The following is a 21,254-nucleotide window of genomic DNA, read 5'->3' on the forward strand; positions in this document are numbered from 1 at the left end:
TAAACCGTCAACATGTAAAACCGGTGTTGCAACTAAAGCTACAAAACTAACAGATAACAATAGTTTCTTTAATGCATGCACAAAATACATTGAAAGCGTTTGCCTTTTTTTATTATATAGTTTCCCTTTTGAAAGATTTAGTTTCCTTATGTCTATATTAGAACTTATTCTATTTATTGAAAAGAGAAAACCCTCAACCACACATGGTTTGGGGTTTAGGTTTTGTTATGGTCAATGTAAAAAGTGGCATAGCCTGTATCTCTGATCTTCCAAAGAAATACTAGACCCTCAAACGACAAGACAAGGAATAAAGAAAGTTTATTAAAATCTATATACCTTTTGTATAATTCCTTAAATAAACCATATGGTACTAGCATTTCATATTTAAGAGCGCCCGAAACCGCAGTCTTCACCAATTCCAGGTCTATATGCCCCATATTCTAATCCATTCAAAAACCTTTCCACAACAACATCTACTCTCTCAAATTTCACATTTTCATCCAAAAGTTGGTCGATCCACTTCTCCAATCCCATGGATCGTTGGTCTCGACCACTCACTTGAGGATGTATAGTAGCAACCATAACCCCATTTTCAAAGTCCCGTACCATATATTCTAACTTTCTTTTGCCCACCCAATTTGTTATATATGACATCTGCACACACTTCCGTAAGCGGTACTCCAATAGCTTCTTTATAATTAAATCCCAATAATTGCATCGTTTTCAAGGTGTCTTTATTTATTAACAGAGAACAACGTCGCAACCATTAGTTGGCCAGTCGACCTCTCACACCACTGTATGTACAGTCCCCACTCTTTTGTTTGTATGTTTATAAAAAGAAAGTCATCTTTGGATAGATCTCTAATAACCATTCACAAGACTGGGATAGCGATGCAGCTTTCATCAGAACGATCACTATTAATTCCTGCATTCTCCACACTAGACTTTTCAATAATAATTGATGATCAAAATGAAAAATCTTTAGTTTTCAGTTAACCTCAATCCTTTCCGATCCAAGCGCACTGTAAGTGGTAACATTTCTTACAGTATCGGCAATAACTCCCCTCTTACCACTAATTCCCTGTAGTCATATTCGGAATCTGCCCCGCATGACTATCAAGTGAAAATAAAATAAACTGCGCACGTGTCACACAGTTTATTTTACACTCCTCTTATTTTCTTTTAGTAATTTGTTTTACCTTAAATTCATTTCTTGTTTAATAAAAGTCCATAACCTTACAAGACGCTCAACATTCTCATTGGGATCCATGCTTAATTCGTCAAGCAAGTTTACTTCTTTCATTTTCGTCACTGCTGCTAATTCCTCTTCGCTTAATGAAAGGTCCTCTGTAATGGTTAATTCCACTGAGTGATTTGGAGTATCAATTATGCCGAGTAAGTAGTCTGCAGAAACTTTAAATGTAGTAGCGATTTTTTGGATTGTTTCTAATGAAGGTTCATTCCTTCCCTGTTCATAATAGCCATAGCCACTAGTAGTTACATTTAATATTTTTGCTACTTCCTCCTGTTTATAACCGTTCTCTATACGGAGATCTTTTAATCGTTCTTTAAATACATCCATAATTATTCCCCTTAAAAATCCTTTTTCAAAAAATTATACAATCAGAAGTTGTGAAATCTTTAAAATACAATATAAAATTGTAAATTTAATTGACGAACAACATTTTGTTGTATATAATGATTAGCAATCAGATGAAAGGAGGAAAAGTGAACTACACAACTTATTCACGTCACTTATTTTTTCCTATAACATTCTAGTAGGAAATTGTGTGAATGTCGTTTAATCGAGGGGGAAATCACTTAAACCACTTAATATTGGTAGCGGGTATCAAGATGAAAAAGCATTGATGGACTTACTTGTTTTGGAAATGAATAGAGTTGGATATAGTAGAAATGCAAGTTATGTAAGCGATGACAAAAAGGATAGAAACTTTTAAAAGAACTTATTTTATCTGACACGTTAATAATTAAAATCACATAAAAAGTGGAAACATATCATTTGAATAGAAATAGGAGAGGTTAAAATGAACAGCAAACATAATTCAAGCTATTTAAGAGACATGAGTTGGAAAGAATTTGTACAGAGAAAGGAAAATACTGATTTAGCTATAATACCAACAGGTGCTTTTGAGGTTTATGGTCCCCATCTACCTTTGGGAGCCGATACTTTGGTAGCTACCAAAATCTCTGAATTAGTCGCCGAAAAGGTAAAAAGTGTAATAGGACCGACTTTAGAAGTTGGTGACTCTAGTGCATTAGATGTATTCCCAGGGACAATCACAATAAAACCGGAAAGTTTTAAAACGTACCTAATAGACGTAGTAAACAGTTTAAAAAAATGGGGATTTAAAGATTTTTTGTTTATCAACCCTCATTTGGGTAACGTTCCCATTATTGACCAAATAGCTCAAGAAATGGAGAGGGAAGAAAGTATAAATTGTGCTCAAATTGATTTTTGGCGTTTCATACAACCGCTTGATAAAGGAATAATAGAATCTGAATTTGCACACGGGCATGCCAGTGAAGCCGGTACTTCTGTTTTAATGTACCTTTATCCTGAATTAGTCGATACCGATAAATGGATTAATGAACCACCGAAATTTAAAGATAAATTCCCAGAAATTATTCAATATCAATCGTATGACACACATACTGATTCCGGGACTATAGGAAATGCAACCTTAGGCACACCCGAGAAGGGAGAGGAGTTAGTTAAGCGAAGTGTAGCTAGAATTGTAGAATTTTTACAAGAAAGATGGGAATATGATGCGAATAATTGAAAAGACACTTGAATATATCACAATATTTTTACTTGTGTTATTGACAATTGTCATAACGTTACAGATTTTTTCACGTACATTCCATTTTTCCCTCTATTGGTCAGAAGAATTGTCTATATACCTTTTTCTAGGACTAGTGTTCTTGGGAGGTGCATTCGCTTATCTAAAAGGAGAGAACTTTCGAATTACAACCTTCGTAGATAAATTTCCTCCAAAGGTAAAAAGGATTACTGACATTATAATATTATTAATTACTGTGGGTATTATGTTTGTAATAATAGCTACTAGTATAATATATATTATTGAAATTTGGGGATCATCTACTTTAAGCCTAGGTTGGAATAAAGCTTTGATTGTTACAATCGTACCAGTGGGTTATGCAATAATTTGTTTAAAAGTGTTAAAGGATATAAAGAGAGTGTTCCAGAAGAAAGAGAGTGATTTAGAAGGGGGGATAAAGTAACATGATAACAATCCTCTTTATATCAATGCTCATAGGGATATTCTTAGGTATGGATATAGCGTTCGTCCTATTGATGAGTCCTATTCTCATTGTATTATTAAGTCAAGGATTTAGTGATTTTACGATCCCTTTAATAAATATCCCGCAACATATTTTCAGCGGTATGGAGACATTTAGCTTTACAGCAATACCCTTATTTATATTGGCAGGAGAAATTATGAATAGGGGCGGTATCACTAACAAATTAGTTGACTTCGCCCAAACGTTTATTGGACATTTGCGTGGTAGTATAGGTCAGGTATCAGTCGGGATTAATGTTTTGATGGCAGGTATGTCTGGATCAGCAGTAGCGGATTGTTCCTCAACAGGGGCGCTAATGATTCCAGCAATGAAAAAAGAAGGTTTCTCTCCCGCTAAAAGTGCAGCTATAATCGCAAGCGCTTCCACTATAGGCCCAGTAATACCGCCTAGCATCCCTTTGATCATTATTGGGTCTATAGCTGGTATTTCAGTTGGAGATTTGTTTTTGGCGGGAATTATACCTGGAATTATAATGGGACTCTCCTTAATGCTCTATGTGTATATATATGCCAAGAAAGCTAAAATACCAGTTAAAGAGAAATCAAGTGCTAAAGAGAAATTACAAGCAACAAAAGGGGCCATTTTAGCTATATTTGTACCAATATTAATCATAGGAAGTATTATATTTGGAATAGCCAGTCCTACCGAATCAGCAGTGATTGGAGTTATTTATGCTTTTCTAATAACTTTCTTGTATTACAGAGAGTTGAATCTAAAGACGATGTATGAAGTTTTAAAGAAAGCAGCAATATCTACTGGGTCAATTGGACTTGTTACAGTTGGTGGCATATTTTTTGGATGGATCGCTGTATATTATGATATTGATTTCATGATCGAATCCTTCCTCAGCGGGATAAGTACCAATCCATATATTATTTTAGTTATTGTAAACATTATGTTACTAATACTTGGGATGGTCATGGAAGCCATACCAATTATTCTATTAGCTGTACCTATCATGTATCCGATTTTAACAGATTTGGGGATAGACCCTATTCATTTCTCTATCATAATGACCGTTAATTTAATGATTGGATTAGTTACTCCGCCTGTAGGATTGCATTTGTTCATCACTTCATCAATTGCGAAAATTCCTATTGCGTCAGTAATACGAGCTTCAGTTCCATTTATCGTGATGCTGTTAATTTCTTTGCTGCTTGTGACATTTATTCCGCAACTCTCATTATTTATTCCAAATTTATTGAATAACTAATGAATACAAAAAGTAAAAAGGAGAGGAAACTTAAAGAAATGAAAAAAACTATCTATTACTTAATTTTTTCGTTATTCCTAGTATTTGTACTCGCAGCTTGCGGTACAGAAAACAGTAGTAAAGCAGAAAGTGGGAACCTTAATTTAAAGTCAGCAGATGTTGTTGAAAAGGCAAGTCCACATACGAAAGGAATGTTAAAGTTTGCAGAAGACTTAGAGGAAAAATCTAATGGTGAAATAAAAATGAAACATTACTCAGATGGGCAGCTTGGAGATGAAGAAGATATAATTGAAGGAGTTAAAAGTGGTAGTATAGACTTTGCAGCTACAGGAGTGCTTCCTGGCACAGAGATACCTGGAAGTTTAGGAGCCCCATTCCTTTTCGAAAGTGAAGAAAATCTATTTCAACTTATAAACAGTGAATACGAGGAATTGATTTTAGATAGAATTAATGAAGAAGATGCAACTAAAAACTTAAAAGTAATAGGGTTAATTCCCAATATGACTCGTGTAATTACAACAAAGGGTAAAGAAATAAGAAAACCAGAAGATATAAAAAACTTAAAAATACGTGTGCCAGAAGAAAAAAGCACTTTGTCAGCGTTTAAAGAGATGGGTGCTAATCCTTCTCCATTAGCATTTACTGAACTTTATACTTCTTTGCAAACTGGTGTAATTGAAGCGCAAGAGAATCCTTATCAAATTATTTATGATAATAGTTTTTATGAAATTCAAGATACAATAATAGAAACAAATCATGCAATACCTCCCAGATTTTTAATAGTTAATGAAAAACTATATGATTCTTTGAGTGCAGAACAAGTGGAGCTTATCAAAGAAACTTGGAGAGAAGCGGAACTTTATATGGAGGAATTAATTACAAACGATACAGAAGATTATATAGAGAAGCTAAAGGAAAAAGGAATGAATTTTATAGAACCAGACGTTGATGCATTTAATGAAGCAACAAAAGAAACACAAGAATACTATATTGATATTTTAGGAGAAGACATTTTTAACGCGATCAAAGAGTTCAGTGATAACTGAATTAGGTAACTATTGAAACACCATATAATTTAAGAGGAGAAGATAAAGATGAAAGTTTCGTTAGCTCAAGTTAAATCTAGTACGGATAAACAACAGAATCTGGAAAAAGCGGAAAGATATATTAAGCAGGCTAAAGAATCAGGTTCGGATTTTATTGTATTACCTGAAATGTTCATGGCTTATGTGCCGGCAGATTCAGCAACAAAACCAGCTGATATTGCAGAGCCACTAGATGGACCTTTTGTCAGCAAATTAAAGCAATACGCTAAAACAAATCAAATTTACGTTATTTTCGGAACCTATGAGTCGGATTCAAATTCAAATGAATTCGCTTATAATACCATTATTTGTCTGGATCGTTCTGGAGAATTGTTACAAGCTTATCGAAAAACACATTTATATGATGCTTTCAATTATAAGGAATCAGAAACGATCAAACCAGGAACGAAGAGTGCAGAGGTAATTGAAACGGAATTTGGTAAAATTGGAATTATGGTCTGCTATGAGATCCGTTTTCCTGAAATTAGCAGAAAACTAGTTATAGAGGGAGCTGATTTTATTTTTGTTCCGACGGGATGGGTTGCAGGCAATATGAAGGAAGACCATTGGCAAACAATTCTTCGTGCAAGGGCCATTGAGAATACGGTTTATATGTTTGGCGCTAACCAAGTTAACAATATGTTCACAGGATGCAGTATGATTGTTGATCCTATGGGACTCGTTATAGCAAGTGCGGGTGAAGAAGAAACCTTAATTACAACCCCAATTGACATTGATAGAATCAAAAGAGTTCGAAGTAAATTACCAAGTGTTAAAGATCGTAGGCCAGAGTTCTATAAAATTGAGTAAAAGTATTTAACTTGATTCCTTCAGTATTATAATAGGGATAAAAAACTTTAATAGAAAACGAGAATATTCAAACTCCCATCCAACACCGACTACTGATGACTTAATAGTTGATTGGTAAGCGAGTATCTAAGGAGTATAAACTAAACTGTGTAAGTAAGACGCGTACGGCTTACTTCGCAGTTTAGTTTTTTGTTATAATCAGCGGGTTTGATCGTTTAACTTCCACAATCACCACCTGTAATATGAATAAACACTCCAGCCCATGAATATATTGGCTGGTTCAACTTAAATCATCCTCACACTCCAATCCCCAACCGCCTCATCATCTCCTCCACCCGCTCCGGCGTAGCTTCCTCATCACGCACCTCACACTCCCGCTCCCTCTGCTTCAACATCTCTCCTTCCAACCAATCCGGCACAATATCCGCGCTGCCCGAAACAGACGCACCTATCCCGCGATTCTCGGGCTTGCGCTTATTCCGGAAAGCCACTCGCTCCGCCTCCACCTGAGCCAATGTCCGAATCCCCTTCTTATCCCACGCATTCAAAATACTTTTCACATACGCTCACGATAAAATATTCCGCTCCAGAGCACGCTTCATCGCCTCAATCACTAATTCTTCTCCCAAGGTTTCACACCAGTCCTGTAAAGATTCCGCGACAAACGGACTGATCAGGCCGAAGTTTTCTTGATAAAACTGGATTGCATCCGAATCACTTGCTGACCGGTTCATTTCTTGGTCCGCAAATACACCCGCGCGCATAGCTGCTGCAGATGCATTTGTATTATTTTGTTTTGTATTTGTTTTGTTTATGTATTGTTTAATTAATGGGGCCGGAACTTGGTCCGAAAGATGGGTCGGAAGTTGGTCCGCATGTTGGTCCGGGATTTGGTCCATCAGTTGGTGCGGAACAAAGGTCAAGCTTTCGTTCCCTTGCTGGCTCAAGGAGTGAGCAATCGCTTGGTCCGAAGACTCGGCCAACTGTTCACTGCTACCCTGCTCTACTAGATTTTGCCCTTCCGTGTATTTTTCTTTCAATTGTCCATCCACGACACGAGGCATATCTGCTTGCTTCACTTTTTCCGCCGCAGCCGTATTCTCTGTCTCGCTAAACTGCTCTTCTCTATGCTGGAAATCCGTTTCAGCATTCAGGGAAACCTCCTCATCCCGTTCCATCTCAATGACTAGACTATGCATCGTATAAATAGGCGCTCTCCCCTTGCCTCGCGATTCCACGTCGATGTACTTTAATTCCTCAAGCTCTGCACGCGCCTGTTTAAAACTCGTTGCCGATAAGCCCGCCTTATTACGGAGTGCCGATCCAGGGGCAGTAAATGTATTTTTCCATCTCGTTTTATTGTTCATATGCATGAGCGCATACCACAACGCAACCGCACTACCGGAAAGCGGCTCCCGTTCTTGGTGATCGTAAAATGCATTGATTTCTTTTATGTAATTCATCTTCATCTATTCCCTTCCTATTTTTCTTCAGTTAACTATAAAAATATAGCCAAGCATCCCAGCTGAACATTCATTTTTCAGCTGGGACTTTTTTAAAGTGAAACATCCTTTTATTCAGGAGGCTTCCCGTCGTAAAGTGCCCGCAGTCTCTTCCGCGCGCTCTTCCCCCAACTCTTCACAGCGTCAACGGAAACCCCTTTCAACTCTGCAATTTCTTTAAGCGGCATGTCGTGAATAATATAGTAATACACCCAATCCCACTGTTTCTCCGTAAGCTCGGACCTAACCTCTTGCCACATCTCCTGCTCTTCCAGCCCACTTTCCGGCATCTCGCTCATCCCATTTTGAAGTTCCGTTGTCGCATCATGGATTTGCTGCTTCTCTGTTTCTACAACGGCATCTTTCTTCTCTTGATCGCGCACTTCTTTGCGGAGCAGATCAACGAGGCGGTTGCGGATGATGTAGTTGAAGTAGGTGCCAAGGGGTCCTTTGTTGGGGTTGTACTTTTCATAGGCCTTCCATAAGGCGAAGAGGCCTTCCGAATAAAAATCTTGATACGGGTCACGAATTCCTAAGCGGTGGATCTGATAATGGATCCTTCGCTCGTTTTGTTTGAAGATATCCTCGAAACTCACCTCGTTAACGGCATTCCCCTCTTTCTTCTCCTTGTTCATTGTACTTCACTCCCTTCTGTCATCTATCTACTGGAATGTTGATTTTGTTCCTTTCTTCCAGTGACACGTTCATCATAAAACATCCCAGAAAACATTACTTTTTCCTTATTTCGCAAATGACGCTTCAAAATTGAATTTTCACCGGACAAAATTGCAAAATGACCTGGAAAAAGGCTGTGATAATTCAATTTTGAAGGTAATATCAAAAGTTAGCCTAAAATTATATTTATAAAATTTTATTGGAGGCTAATGACAATGAACAAGTTGGAGATTCTAGAAGACTATTTAGTTAACCCGAGAACCATGATGCTTTTACCTGCAAGGCAGATTGGGTACGAGACAATTGTAGCTGAGCAGGGCAGGCAATTTCTCATTAAAAAAACAGCACTTGAGCTAATGGAACAAGCATGCTCAAAGTACGGTGCTACATTTGATGGCAGAAGGAAATCGGTGACGGAGCAGACTGGTTTTAAACGAAGAGTCCCCATTCCGGTTAGTAATTATTTTGGTATTTATGCTTTTCCTACGCATGCGATCAAGGATTTTGATTGTATGTGGATTTTTGCGAATCATGTTCATCATGTGGAGCCGGTTCCAGGTAGGAAGCAAGGGGCGAAAGAGAAATCGGTGGTTGTGTTTCGGAATGGGCTTGAATATGAGTTGGAGGTTTCGCTGCATACGGTAGAGACGCAGTTGGATCGAGCTAGACAATGTAAGTATATGTTTACGTATAGGATTGAGCAGGGTAGGGATAAGTAGAGGTTATATAAAACAGACAACAGCGGTATTCAGTTAAGATAGTTGGGCTCAGGTTCTTTATAAGGTTTTATGAGTTATATGTGAATCTTTTTCTTGATGCTAACACCACAACTTTGTGTGCCCAAAAAATTATATTTAGTATCTATTCATTCATACACCAGCGCTTTTTAGCATACTGACAAAGAGTCATCGTTTCTAAACATAATGCTAGGCTGACCAAGCAACTAAAAAATCCTCACATAATTTATCATGTGAGGGTTGAGCAGCATATCCAACTAAATTTTCAAAAAGCTGATATAGAATACGTTGATGAGATTAACTTAAGACGATTTTATGAAGGAGATGGTTTTGAATTATTACAAAAAAATGATAATTAACTAACAGATAACTTTTATAGCTGTTAGGCCTTTTATCACGCGTTAACAGTCTGTAATACTCCACCTCTAAACATGATAACCCACCACTTTAGTTATTAACGTGGTGGGAGTCTGACCTCATTCCCTTGATTGGGTAGGGCCAGGAATTAGAAAACTCATTCATATCATCATACAAATCCAATATATTGGCTTATCTTAATATTACACTTGGAATGTATTCTATCCATAGTTTCCTCATCGTCAAAGAAAATCAAACCATACTGCCCAGATGCTGCCTTCACTTTTTTTATAATATAATTGGAATAATTACATTTTTTAAATTCAGTCTCTATATCAATTTCCAGTTTAAAATTTTCCTCTTTGACAAACCATAATTTATTCTTATATGCATAATATTGTTGACCGTACAGCAGTATTACCAACTTTTTTAAACAATAATCAAACGTTTCCTTATTCATATTAAATGGCTTAACTTCATTTTCATCTTGAGTTTCCATGATAATATATTCCTCGCCACTAAGATATGTTTCCTTTGTGGCGGCAACCTCTTTAGGCATAAGTTCACCTATATCTTTATGTGATTCTATTTTTGTCATAATATGTTTCCGCCTTTCTGAATTATCGGCGAACAAATTAGGATCTTTTTTTAGAAGGTATAATGATTCATTTATATCTTTTCCTTCAAAATTTGTAATTAAATATTTTACTAAGAACCCTGCACATGAATAGTGGGAAATTTCTATACTTTTTAACAAACATTGCAAGAGTATGTAAACTACCTGTTTTTCTAACTGTTTGTTTTGACTTAGGGCAATAGAAAGTGTAAAGCCCGAATATCTATGAGCCTCATTTCTATCAATATCCACAATACTTTTGAAATCGTACACAACATTTGTCAATACTTTAACATTGTCTTGGATTATCAACTTCATAAGTAGATTATGAAAAGTAGTTAAAGTTTGTTCGCTTGTTGTAACATTATCCAATTCATCCAGAAAAGCCCGTAACTGTCGGGGATCATTTGTATCAAGCGAAGATAGAAATTCATTAAGACTATCCATAAAATCTCTACCTAAATTATCTTCACCTTCTATATATAAAGAAAAATAAAGAGATACCAAATCCCTTGCCTTATTATAATGCTTTTCTTTATATAAGTAATTAATTAAAGAAAGAATATTCCTTAAAAATGATTTGTATATTTCTACAAATTTTACTTGATCGTTTTCATATAGATATATTGAATACAACTTTCCATCAGTAGTTTTATATTTCTTAAGTTTATTTATTACTTTCTTATCTAGTAATAGTATACCATCTTCAAATTCTTTATTCATATTATGATTAGCTATAAATTTTAGGTTTTGAAAAACACTTTCAATATTATAATGTAATTTATCATAAACAGTGCTTAACATTGCATGTGTATCCAGCCGCTCGCCTACCGTCGATAACAACTTCGATAGAATTTTACTGCTTTTAATATTGTTTACTCTTATCAAGTTAATTAAACTATTAATTGTCCTAGAAGTATCAATTATTGAGTTTACTAACATTTTTGATACATTAATAGAGTTTAAGAGGTATTTAACTAAAAGTACAATATGTATTGCGCTAATAATTAGACTGAATATCCAAAAATATATTTTGAGGTGCAAGATATTAGTGATATGAATAGTATTATTTCCATTTATATTTAAATAATAATCATAATGATTCTGGAGCATATAACCAGTAATGATAACCAAGAGTATAATGAATACTACTCTAATTATTAAATTATTTTTATATCTATTGTGCGATGCTGATGGTGAAACTGTTTTTTGCTCCCTATGAGTGAATATATAAATTGCAGATAATATTGATAAAACGAATCCAAAAGAGTTGGTAAGGGTTTTTATGAACCCTTGTACATCAGTATCATAAAATCCATTATCATTATAAACAACAATATTCACAATATTATACAAAAGGTTGTTAATTAGCTTCAAATCTTCGTTTTGAGGCGTACTTGGCCTTAAGATTAAAAATATAAATAACAAACAACAATAAAATATAGCAATGTACAAAAGTGGTCTTTTAAAATATTTACTCTTTAAGAATTCCAATCCAGTAATTCCCAATCTAACTAATATTTTCAACGACTTATTCATATTATAAATAACCCCTTATACAAAAAAAGAGCTGGGAATCCACCTCTTTTAGCCTTTATTTAGCATTCCCACAAAATAGCTCCCAATATTTCTTTTATCTATAATGCTGTTTCTAGGGGTATTAATCCATGGCTCTTCTTGATGTGTTAGTTGTTCTAGATACTTACCATCGAATTCACCATATACATTCCAAACAGCGTTAATTAATCTTATTTGATTATCGTTTAAGATCTGATTTTCTATTTCTTTTAAATTTACTTTCTCAATTGTTCTATAACCATAGTGATTATAATCTTCATATATACTTCTTATTACGGGGCCATGATCCCAAGCTTCAAAGTCATCACTAAACAAGTTTACATTTTCAAGCGCCATGTGCCAACCTTGAACATAGTAAAGAAGTTTTTGAAGTTTCAAAGGAGTTATAGCAAACGGAGTACCTGGTTCACTCATACTTAACAAGTACTTTGCAATATCCGAAGCAGTCACTGAAGTGTCATTATTAATAACTCCACTGTACATAACTTCTAAATTACTCGCCTTAGTTGCTACCATATAATCCCTCCTCTTAATTTAATTATACATCAAAAGAAAATGCTTGTCAATTAGTTATCTGAAAAGTCAATTAAATTTCGTTTGTTTAAAATGAATATAACAATAGGGTTATGGAATCTTTCAATCGGCTTAAAATAGTCCAACATTAAAAAAACAGGTGTGGACAATCTTACGCTTACATCACCCTACTATATCGCTCTCTTTAGCATATTAACGTGGTGGGGACTCGCCCATTGTCACTGCTCTTGACAGTGATAGACTTAGAGAGCAGCCATCAGCCTAGCCTCCGACTTTTTAGCCGAAGAAGGTAAGTCCATAATACTTCCCCCTTCAATCTCAGGTAAATTGTCCTCCCACTTGCCCTTTCATACTTCAACACCTCTTAGGCCTATACTAGAAACTACTATTGCCATTACATCATCTTAAATTTTGCATTTTCTATAGGTTACATACAAGATAAACGATATCCAAGCGCATGTCAAGAACGAGTGTTCGTTCCATGTCTAGCCAAGATACTAAAATGATCAATCCTTAGATAACCATTTTGAATTTTTCGCTAACTTTAATGTAAAATTAATCTACTATGAGCCGAGAAGAATTCATTTTACTTCAGGAAAAAATTATTAAAAAAGCTAGACCTCTTCACAGATGAACCTAGCTTTTTTTGCATTCTATAATATGAGACAAAATACGGATGGTTTCGAGTGATGACAGGAACCCATAATTACCAACAGTACACCATTCGACCTAACCTCTTATTTCTTCACAGATGATTACCGTAACGGTGTCTACTTAAGTGAAAACCTTAATTTGGGAATCATTGGCTAGAGCACCAGCCACAGCACATGCGACATTTGGCAGGGTGAAAGAAAGTGGAATCGGCCTAGAAGGCGGCAGCGAATGAATCGAACCTTATCTAAAAACGCGATATATTTATCGATCGGGAATCTATAATATAAATAAATTCATCCTATACATGTATTTAAATATAAACACATTGGAGCTTTTCAGAACGCTCGAAGGAGTCCAAGGGAGAAACTGCCATAAGATGACAGTTATCGGAGAGGCTGATTGTGCAGGGCAAGCTTTCGAAACGTAACAAAGTTTCAATAATTTTCATCTCCTTTTCTCGTCTATTCAACAAGGAAAGGAGATGAAAGTTTTTTTCCAAACAAAAAAGTAACATGCATCCTGGTTTAAGAACTCTTCTTCTTTATCTCCGCCTTATTTTCTTCACTATTATACGCCACCTCTTCTTTGCTTACGTGATCGACAACCATCGTCTCCCTCCGCAATGATTTAAAGAAAGATATCGTCATTGCTAGTATTACAATTGAAAATGGAAGCCCTGCGGCGGCTGAGACAGTTTGGAGTGGTGTTAATCCTCCCGTTAAATGTAATGCAATTGCTACACCTGCAATGACCATTGCCCATAAAATTTTACTTCTATTTGACGGATTCGTACTTTCTTCGCTGTACATACCTAATACATAAACAGTTGAGTCGGCTGAGGTAACGAAGAAAATAATTAACGAAATAAAAGTCATGAGAATGAGTATTGGTGATGCAGGAAATAACTCTAGAAAATAAAACAAGGCTGTATCCATATTTTCTAAAATTCGATTGGAAAGTTCTGTGTTTCCAAGGTTAATAATGTTGTAGAGGGCGGTTCCACCAAATGTCCCATACCAAATCATGGTGGCAATTGTTGGAACAATCATCGCTCCAAGGATAAATTCCCTAATTGTTCTTCCCTTGGATATACGAGCGAAAAATAGTCCTACAAATACACCAAAGCTAATTGCCCAACCCCAATAGAAGAAATCCCAGCCTGCTTGCCAGCTGTAATCATTAAGAAATGGTTCTAGGTGAAAACTCATGTCTATAAAATTGTTTAAGTAATTACCGGTTGATGTAAAAAGTATTTCCAAAACCTTGACGGTCGGACCAAGGGAGAAAACCGCTGCTAAAATCATTAAGGCTATTATAATATTAATATTAGATAACCACTTAATCCCCCGCTCTATACCGCTACTTGCGGAAGCAGTAAAGATAATTGTTAGAATAACAATTAAGATAATATTATTTACTGTGTTATTTGCAATACCATATTGATATTCAAAACCTGCTCCCATTTGGTTTACGCCAAGTCCTAGTGAAGTTGAAATGCCGCTAATTACTGCAAAGATTGCTAAAATATTAATGAATTTTCCAATTGGACCGAATGCCCGCTTCCCTAATAAAGGTTGTAAGGTATGATTGATCAATGGTGGTGTATTTTTCCGATATTGAAAATAGGCCATAATTAATCCAATAATCGTATAGGTTCCCCAGCTATGAACCCCCCAGTGAAAGAATGTATATTGCATCGCAACTTCCGCAGATTCCTTTGTTCCACCATCACCATATGGTGGTTCCAAGTACATTAATACCGGCTCAGCAACACCCCAGAAGAAAAGACTAATAGCTAGCCCACAACTGTATAGCATGGCAATCCAAGTAAATGTATTGAACTGGGGACGGTCTGTATCTTTACCTAAACGAATATTCCCGTATTTGGAAAAAGCTACGAATAAACAAGTAACAACAAAGAACAGAGCAACAAACATATAAAACCAACCAAAATACTCCCCGATAAAAGTAAATAAAATATACGCAGCAACATCACCAAGTTTTTCTGGTGCAACAATACCAAAACCTACAAATAAAGCAGTAAATGCAAGCGACGCAATAACAACAAAATTTTTCCGCATCCCCATTCCCCTTTAGATTTTATAGATAAGAAACTCCAAGAAAGGATTACGCCGACTACTATTTTAATAGGCTTTCCCTTCCCCTTACTTGTCCCCTTCTGCTGGTATGACCCACTGATCCTTTCCACGAGCAGTTGTTACATATTCTGGCCAACGGTAGTGAATAGGAGGTTCATAGTCACACAGCGGCTCTTGCCATTCATTACCCTTCATACCGCCACCCGTTCTTTCGTTAAATTCATCCTGTGCTTGTTTTAATACTTCCGGTTTCGTTAATAAATCGATAATCGTCATTCCAATTGTTTTGGATGCGCTCTCGATCATTGGATCGATACATTCTCGAATTCCACCCAACGCATTCATCACCCATGCTGGATAAGCATACCCCGGTTTCGGTGACTTTAGTGCTGGTCTACCAATATACAGTCGTACTGTTGGAGCATGCCAGCAATATTCCGTATAATCGTCCGAAGTGAAATGACGTTGGATATCTGGAATTGTTTCCCGAAGCCTCCTCTCCGCTTCCTCCGGTGGAATGAGATTTTCAACCTCATCTAAATATGGTTTCTCCATTGGTTCCAATCCAAGGTTTTCTTGAATTTCCTGCGCTACCTTAATCGCATCCCTTTCAAACTTCGGAGGACCAGCAATTTCCAAGTTCTCATATGTGACTGTTGCCATTGTATGGTTTTCAAGGCCCGCTCTGGACTTGGTTATCCATTCTTTCTTCCAGTTACAATGTGCAGATTTAGCGGCACTTTCCGCATTTTGATCAAGGACTTTAACTACATCTTCCGCCATTTTAATATCCGGCACTCGAATGAAATAGTAGATTTGCGCCATTTGACCAGGAATATTATCTGCTGTTGCTTGTCCGGCATTTAAAATCGTCTCATTCACACTCCATCCCAAGTTGTGTGGTAGCATGTGTTCCCTAGACATCTTGGATAATGTATACATCTGTACAACTGCATCAGTAGCCCCTGGCGCACGAACAGAAGCATGAGATGCCGGGATCGGTGAATCATCTCCTGAAGAAAGCCACGTTTCCGGTTCATCACATGTAAACGTGTACATAACGGAGTACGCAACTGCACAATGTGTATTCCATCGTGTCGTGTTACATAATGGCAACATATAAAATGGATGGAAACTAATCGCTGCATCAAGGTCATCATAATATCCTTTCGCGGCATGAATTGGCTTCGAGCCTCTTACTTTTTCTGCAGGCTCTCCAAAGAATTTTAGCTTTCCTTTAATATCGAATTTCTCCATGACCGCTTTTGCAGCTAGAAATCCTCCAAAGGACCCAATACCCAATGCAGAATGAGGATCCGTGTGTCCACCTGCGTATTTACTCAAACCATTTCTTAGACGTTCCACCGTATCTGCCGCTTGGCAATTTCCTGGTACCGCATCATACTCGGCATACCCGGCAATAACAGGCCCATCGCCATTCTGCCATGTCGCGCAAAAAGCAGTAGGCATGCCTCCACTCCCTTCTTCTACAGTAAACCCTTCTTTCTGCAATTGCTCGATATACCACTTGGAGGATTTATATTCTCTCCAAGCCGTTTCCCCATAATTCCATATCTTTTGATTCCAATCAGATAGTTTAGATTGGTTTTTATCTACCCAATCCATGATCATTTGTTTTTCGTCTGTAATCAACTTCTCTCCTAGCGTTGCCATAGTAACCACCTTTTCACCATTTTAATATAAGTACCTGCAGGGCTCTATCACTATATATCCTTTTTTCAAAAAGGGTAAATTATATTTCTAACCTTCTATTCACCCATTAATAGGGTTGCTTCTTTTTCAAATACTTTCTTTCCAGCAATCCAAGTTTCAGTAACAGCAATGTCCTTTATCTCTTCCACTGGCACATCGTAAGGATTCTTTGATAGAACAGCAAAGTCCGCTAGCTTTCCTTTAGTAATGGAACCAATCAGGTCTTCTTTATTTACCACTTTTGCTGCCTCAATCGTATATCCACGCAATGCTTCTGTAAGAGTGATTTGGTGCTCCTCCCCGATAAGGTTCCCCTGTAAGGTCTTCCGAGTTACGGCCGCATAGATGGCAAGGATAGGATTCGGTGGAGATACTGGTGCATCGGATGATAATACAATTGGAATACCCTTTTCTTTGAACCACCCGTATGGTGAATAATTCCGTCCTAATTCCCCAACCTGACGAATAACTCCTTCCCCATATTGGTACACATGCTGTGGTTGCGGTACCGGCCAAATTCCGAGTTCCTTTATAGCATCCATTTGGGAAGGGTCCGGCAATCCACAGTGCTCAATGCGATGACGACGGTCAAAAGTTTCATTTGCTTGGGCTTCCCTTACCCCATCAATTACAAGCTGAATAGCACTATCTCCTTGAGCATGTGTCAACGTTTGAAATCCTTGCTTGTGCGCTTTGAAGAACATTTCTTTGAAAGTTTCGGGTTCATGATACAAGTATCCTTTCTTTCTAGCATTATCAGCGTAGTTCGTCGAAAGATAAGCGGTACCAGAATTTAATGAACCATCCGCATAAAACTTAATCGACCCAATTGATAGCTGTTTATCACCAAATCCAGAACGGAATCCAAGATGAATGAGTTCATCTAAATAAGTAGATAAGAAGGACATAACAACACGCATTTTTAAATTTCCATTCTTTTTAGCTACATCAAATGATTCCATTTCTTGCTTTGTTACTTGCGGATCATTAATCGTTGTAATTCCAGCCGTCACACACTTTTCTTGCCCGACTTGGATAAGAGTTTGTAAGTTTTCCGGTGTATCTGGCATGTGTATATTCGGCCCATGATTTCCAACAAGTACACCTGATTTTTCAGCAAAAAAATCATTGGCACTATCAAAAAGTTGTCCATTCGGTTTTCCATTATTGTCTCTTCCAATCACGCCTGCTATCGGATCTTTTGTATGTTCATCAATCTCCAACATATTAAGGAAATAATGGTTTACGACGTTCGCGTGCCCACTTGCATGCATAATTTGAACTGGATATTCGGTACTGACCCGATCGAGGTCATCTGCGGTTGGATAACGTTTTTCTTTCAAGTTTCTTTGGTCAAAGCCGAACCCTCGAATAATCGCTCCATCACGTAATCGGTCTGTATGAATCGATAGTTCCCGAACTAAATCATTGATACTTTTTACCTTGGGATAACTTATATCAATCCACGTATGACACATCCCTAACATCATTAAGTGTAAATGCGGATCAATAAATCCTGGTAATAAACATTGACCGTTTAAATTTATTTCTTGGATTTCACTACCTTCAAGAGCGAGCCGACATTCTTCAACAGTACCGGCACAAACAACCCGATCCCCTTTTACCGAAATAGCTTCTACCCGCTCCGTTTCTTCCATCGTTAAAATGCTTCCACCATAAAATAGAATTGATTGTTCTTTCACAGATACTCCTCCTTGTTGTTTAGCTATGCCTCATATAACTTATATGCAAAAACTATGCCAAGACAGTGTATCCCTTACTTTATAACCTTTTTAGAAATTGACTTATACCAGGTTATACATTTCTGTATAACCCTCTTTTTGATTAACCCTATCAAATTGAGCTTTTTTATTTCTATACAAAAGTGAATAATCTATACAAAATTAAATAACATTTGCTAAGATAGACTAAAGGGGGAATTTTTAATGAATTTGGATAAATATTGGGACTGGGAGGAAATCGTGGATAGTATCAAATACAGATGTCATTGTAGCAGACTCCAAAGGAAACATTGTATATTCGAATTCTTCCGTCGAGCTTTGGTTAAATATTAAGAAAAACGATATCATCGGCCTTTCCGTTATGCAGCTGGAAAAAGAGAGAGTGTTTTACCCATCGGTTGTGAAGCGCGTACTGGAAACAGGCGAAAAACAAACACTTATTCAAGAAACTAGAAGCGGTAAAAAGCTGCTTGTTACAGGTAATATTGTTTATAATGACAAGAACAACATCAAATATGTTGTTACCTATGCTCAAGACGTCACCGAATTAGAAAAAATGAAGTTGTATGTAAAAATGATAGAAGGTGAAATGGAAACCATTAAAAGTGAACTAAAGGAGTTACAAAACAAGCAGTCAGCGACTCCCCATATTATCGCGAAAAGCGAACCAATGAAACATGTCGTTAGTTTAATTAATCGTGTTGCATGTTCCAACACATCCGTTCTTTTAACTGGGGAGTCAGGAGTTGGGAAGACGTTACTAGCTGAATATTTACATAACCAAAGCGGGCGAAAGGGTAAGTTTGTCACGATTAATTGCAGCAGTATCCCTGAATCCCTGCTTGAATCGGAATTGTTCGGATATGATGCTGGTGCTTTTACCGGGGCTAATCCAAAAGGAAAAAAAGGACTGGTTGAAGAGGCGAAAGGCGGTACCTTGTTTTTAGATGAAATTGGCGAATTGCCCATGAATCTCCAAGCAAAACTACTTACTTTCACACAATCGAAAGAGTTTATCCGTGTTGGTGAAACGACGCCTATATCGTTAGACTTCAGACTTGTCACTGCTACCAATGTCAATTTAAAAGAAAGGATTGAAGATGGGAAATTCCGAGAAGATCTCTATTTCCGCCTTTCGGTCATCCATATTCCGATTCCTCCTTTACGAGAGAGACGAGAAGATTTATTGTCCCTAATTATCGAGTTAACACAAAAATTTAATCAACGGCATCAACAAGAAAAGGTATTGGATCATGCAGTTATTGATCACCTCCTTCATTACGAATGGCCAGGGAATGTCCGTGAATTAGCAAATTTAATGGAGAGATTGGTTTTAACCGTTGAGGACAATCTTATACAGCAAGAGCATATACCAAAAGAGTTTATCTCCAATTATCGAAAAGAAAACAATTTCAGCTTCAAGGCATTAGGGGAGAAAACTTTACCAGAGATGATGCAAGAGTTCGAAACTCAGATATTGCAAAATGTTTACGGGCGCTGCAAAAGTACAACTGAAATGGCACGTCAATTAGGTGTCAGTCAACCTACCGTTGTTCGAAAGCTTCAAAAATACGGTATAAAAAAGACTACCTAGGGACTGCACCCCAAAAGTTAGAGTTAAAAATCTAATTTCTGGGGTGTAATTGTATGGCGAAGTATAGTGACTATCCCTACGCCTTACTCCTGGATCGAATTATTAACATCCAGAACTGCAGACTGTCTGAAGTTATCTAAATCAATTAAAAATCCCTATATCACTCACAATCCCCTGCCGCTCCATTTCTATTAAATCTATAACTTCCATTAATTCGCCTACTGCATCATCAACGTATATACATCATCTTCCATCAAACTACAGGATATTTTAATGAGTTCTCTTTCAATCTCTACTAAGGCAAGTTTACGATACAGATTTCTTACAAGATCTTCTTTCAGCATTTTTCCCTTAGCATGTGATCCATCCTCCTAATTAATGACTAAATCCGCATCTAGAAGCGTATAATCTTAACTTTTTGCAATATACTCTTAAGGATACAATCAGGTAAGATATCCCCCCTAGTCTTCAATAAATACAAACTTGATTTACTAATTTTTCGCTCCGTGAGGTATGTTTATTAGTACCACATTTTCATGAAGTATATGTGCTACTTTTTTCATATACTCAAATACCTTTTTATTGGGAGGGCCTATGGGGAAAAAGTCGTTATAAAAATCAAAGAATTACTTGTGGAAAATAATATATCACTAAGAGAACTGTCCCACTTAACTGATATTCGACATGCGACGATAAGAGAGCTATCAAACCACAAAAGAGAAAACTTAACTTCCGGCATATAGAAAAAATAGCGGGTGCTTTGGGTGTTGACGATATTAGGGAGATTATTGATTTAACGGATGAGTAGTTGAAAAGTCTACATTTCAAAATCCTTCCAAGGAGCTAATCTATTCTTGGAAGCCTTTTTGATATAAACAGCAATACCCGGCATTTGCAAAACAGATTGAATTAAGTATCACATTAGATAGTGGAGAGCAAATCATAATGGAATAGGCTTATTTTAAATTAAGATTTTATCCTGTGGTGAGCATTTATTTGG

15 protein-coding genes and 2 pseudogenes are annotated in these 21,254 nt (G+C 36.9%); 8 read left to right on the forward strand and 9 right to left on the reverse strand.

Features of this window, described 5'->3' with window-relative positions; all coding sequences use genetic code 11:
- Window positions 1–384: 384 nt before the first annotated feature.
- Together ACPYKA_RS05755 and ACPYKA_RS05760 are read right to left on the reverse strand one after the other, a co-directional pair.
- Window positions 385–654, reverse strand: a complete 270-nt coding sequence (locus ACPYKA_RS05755) for a hypothetical protein (RefSeq protein WP_479541433.1) — start codon at window positions 652–654, stop codon at window positions 385–387.
- Window positions 655–1,195: 541 nt separating this feature from the next.
- Window positions 1,196–1,582 (reverse strand): helix-turn-helix domain-containing protein, encoded by a 387-nt coding sequence (locus ACPYKA_RS05760; RefSeq protein ID WP_479541434.1) that lies wholly within the window; start codon window positions 1,580–1,582, stop codon window positions 1,196–1,198.
- Between the two features lie 463 nt (window positions 1,583–2,045).
- On the opposite strand from ACPYKA_RS05760, the gene ACPYKA_RS05765 reads away from it, so the two are divergent.
- The 5 genes from ACPYKA_RS05765 to ACPYKA_RS05785 are packed head-to-tail and all read left to right on the forward strand — an operon-like array spanning window position 2,046 to window position 6,453.
- Complete coding sequence (locus ACPYKA_RS05765; protein WP_479541435.1) at window positions 2,046–2,801, forward strand: creatininase family protein; 756 nt, start codon at window positions 2,046–2,048, stop codon at window positions 2,799–2,801.
- On the forward strand, window positions 2,788–3,264 hold the full coding sequence (locus tag ACPYKA_RS05770; RefSeq protein WP_479541436.1) for a TRAP transporter small permease: 477 nt from the start codon (window positions 2,788–2,790) through the stop codon (window positions 3,262–3,264). Before ACPYKA_RS05765 ends, ACPYKA_RS05770 begins: the two co-directional genes overlap by 14 nt.
- A 1-nt stretch (window position 3,265) precedes the next feature.
- Window positions 3,266–4,558 carry a TRAP transporter large permease gene (locus ACPYKA_RS05775; RefSeq protein ID WP_479541437.1) on the forward strand — a complete coding sequence of 431 codons (1,293 nt, stop codon included), beginning with the start codon at window positions 3,266–3,268 and terminating at the stop codon, window positions 4,556–4,558.
- 38 nt (window positions 4,559–4,596) lie between these two features.
- Window positions 4,597–5,604, forward strand: a complete 1,008-nt coding sequence (locus ACPYKA_RS05780; RefSeq protein ID WP_479541438.1) for a TRAP transporter substrate-binding protein — start codon at window positions 4,597–4,599, stop codon at window positions 5,602–5,604.
- Between the two features lie 48 nt (window positions 5,605–5,652).
- The gene (locus ACPYKA_RS05785; protein ID WP_479541439.1) at window positions 5,653–6,453 is read left to right on the forward strand and encodes a carbon-nitrogen hydrolase family protein; all 801 of its coding nucleotides are present in this window, start codon (window positions 5,653–5,655) and stop codon (window positions 6,451–6,453) included.
- Between the two features lie 296 nt (window positions 6,454–6,749).
- Here the strand turns inward: ACPYKA_RS05785 and ACPYKA_RS05790 are convergent.
- Window positions 6,750–7,922: pseudogene (locus tag ACPYKA_RS05790) on the reverse strand (DnaD domain-containing protein).
- 104 nt (window positions 7,923–8,026) lie between these two features.
- Window positions 8,027–8,590, reverse strand: a complete 564-nt coding sequence (locus ACPYKA_RS05795) for a sigma-70 family RNA polymerase sigma factor (RefSeq protein WP_479541440.1) — start codon at window positions 8,588–8,590, stop codon at window positions 8,027–8,029.
- Window positions 8,591–8,845: 255 nt separating this feature from the next.
- On the opposite strand from ACPYKA_RS05795, the gene ACPYKA_RS05800 reads away from it, so the two are divergent.
- Window positions 8,846–9,349 carry a competence protein ComK gene (locus ACPYKA_RS05800; protein WP_479541441.1) on the forward strand — a complete coding sequence of 168 codons (504 nt, stop codon included), beginning with the start codon at window positions 8,846–8,848 and terminating at the stop codon, window positions 9,347–9,349.
- Between the two features lie 544 nt (window positions 9,350–9,893).
- Here the strand turns inward: ACPYKA_RS05800 and ACPYKA_RS05805 are convergent.
- The 5 genes from ACPYKA_RS05805 to ACPYKA_RS05825 all read right to left on the reverse strand — a co-directional run bounded on the left by ACPYKA_RS05805 (window position 9,894) and on the right by ACPYKA_RS05825 (window position 18,621).
- Window positions 9,894–11,879 carry a hypothetical protein gene (locus ACPYKA_RS05805; RefSeq protein ID WP_479541442.1) on the reverse strand — a complete coding sequence of 662 codons (1,986 nt, stop codon included), beginning with the start codon at window positions 11,877–11,879 and terminating at the stop codon, window positions 9,894–9,896.
- 48 nt (window positions 11,880–11,927) lie between these two features.
- Window positions 11,928–12,434 carry a Panacea domain-containing protein gene (locus ACPYKA_RS05810; RefSeq protein WP_479541443.1) on the reverse strand — a complete coding sequence of 169 codons (507 nt, stop codon included), beginning with the start codon at window positions 12,432–12,434 and terminating at the stop codon, window positions 11,928–11,930.
- Between the two features lie 1,196 nt (window positions 12,435–13,630).
- A complete protein-coding gene (locus ACPYKA_RS05815) occupies window positions 13,631–15,187 on the reverse strand; it encodes a BCCT family transporter (protein ID WP_479541444.1) in 1,557 nt (518 codons plus the stop codon).
- Between the two features lie 84 nt (window positions 15,188–15,271).
- Entirely contained in the window at window positions 15,272–16,879 is a 1,608-nt protein-coding gene (locus ACPYKA_RS05820; RefSeq protein WP_479541445.1) for a zinc-binding metallopeptidase family protein, read from the reverse strand.
- Window positions 16,880–16,974: 95 nt separating this feature from the next.
- Window positions 16,975–18,621: an amidohydrolase gene (locus ACPYKA_RS05825; protein ID WP_479541446.1), complete on the reverse strand. Its 1,647-nt coding sequence runs from the start codon at window positions 18,619–18,621 to the stop codon at window positions 16,975–16,977.
- Window positions 18,622–18,925: 304 nt separating this feature from the next.
- Here ACPYKA_RS05825 and ACPYKA_RS05830 point away from each other — a divergent pair, with 304 nt between their 5' ends.
- Both ACPYKA_RS05830 and ACPYKA_RS05835 read left to right on the forward strand, forming a co-directional pair.
- Window positions 18,926–20,254, forward strand: a complete 1,329-nt coding sequence (locus tag ACPYKA_RS05830; RefSeq protein WP_479541452.1) for a sigma-54 interaction domain-containing protein — start codon at window positions 18,926–18,928, stop codon at window positions 20,252–20,254.
- A 545-nt stretch (window positions 20,255–20,799) separates the two neighbouring features.
- A pseudogene (locus ACPYKA_RS05835) lies at window positions 20,800–21,062 on the forward strand (helix-turn-helix domain-containing protein).
- The last annotated feature ends 192 nt before the right edge of the window (window positions 21,063–21,254 follow it).

This window comes from Pseudogracilibacillus amylolyticus (SeqCode) (assembly GCF_051918545.1).
Taxonomy (GTDB): Bacteria; Bacillota; Bacilli; order Bacillales; family Amphibacillaceae; genus Pseudogracilibacillus.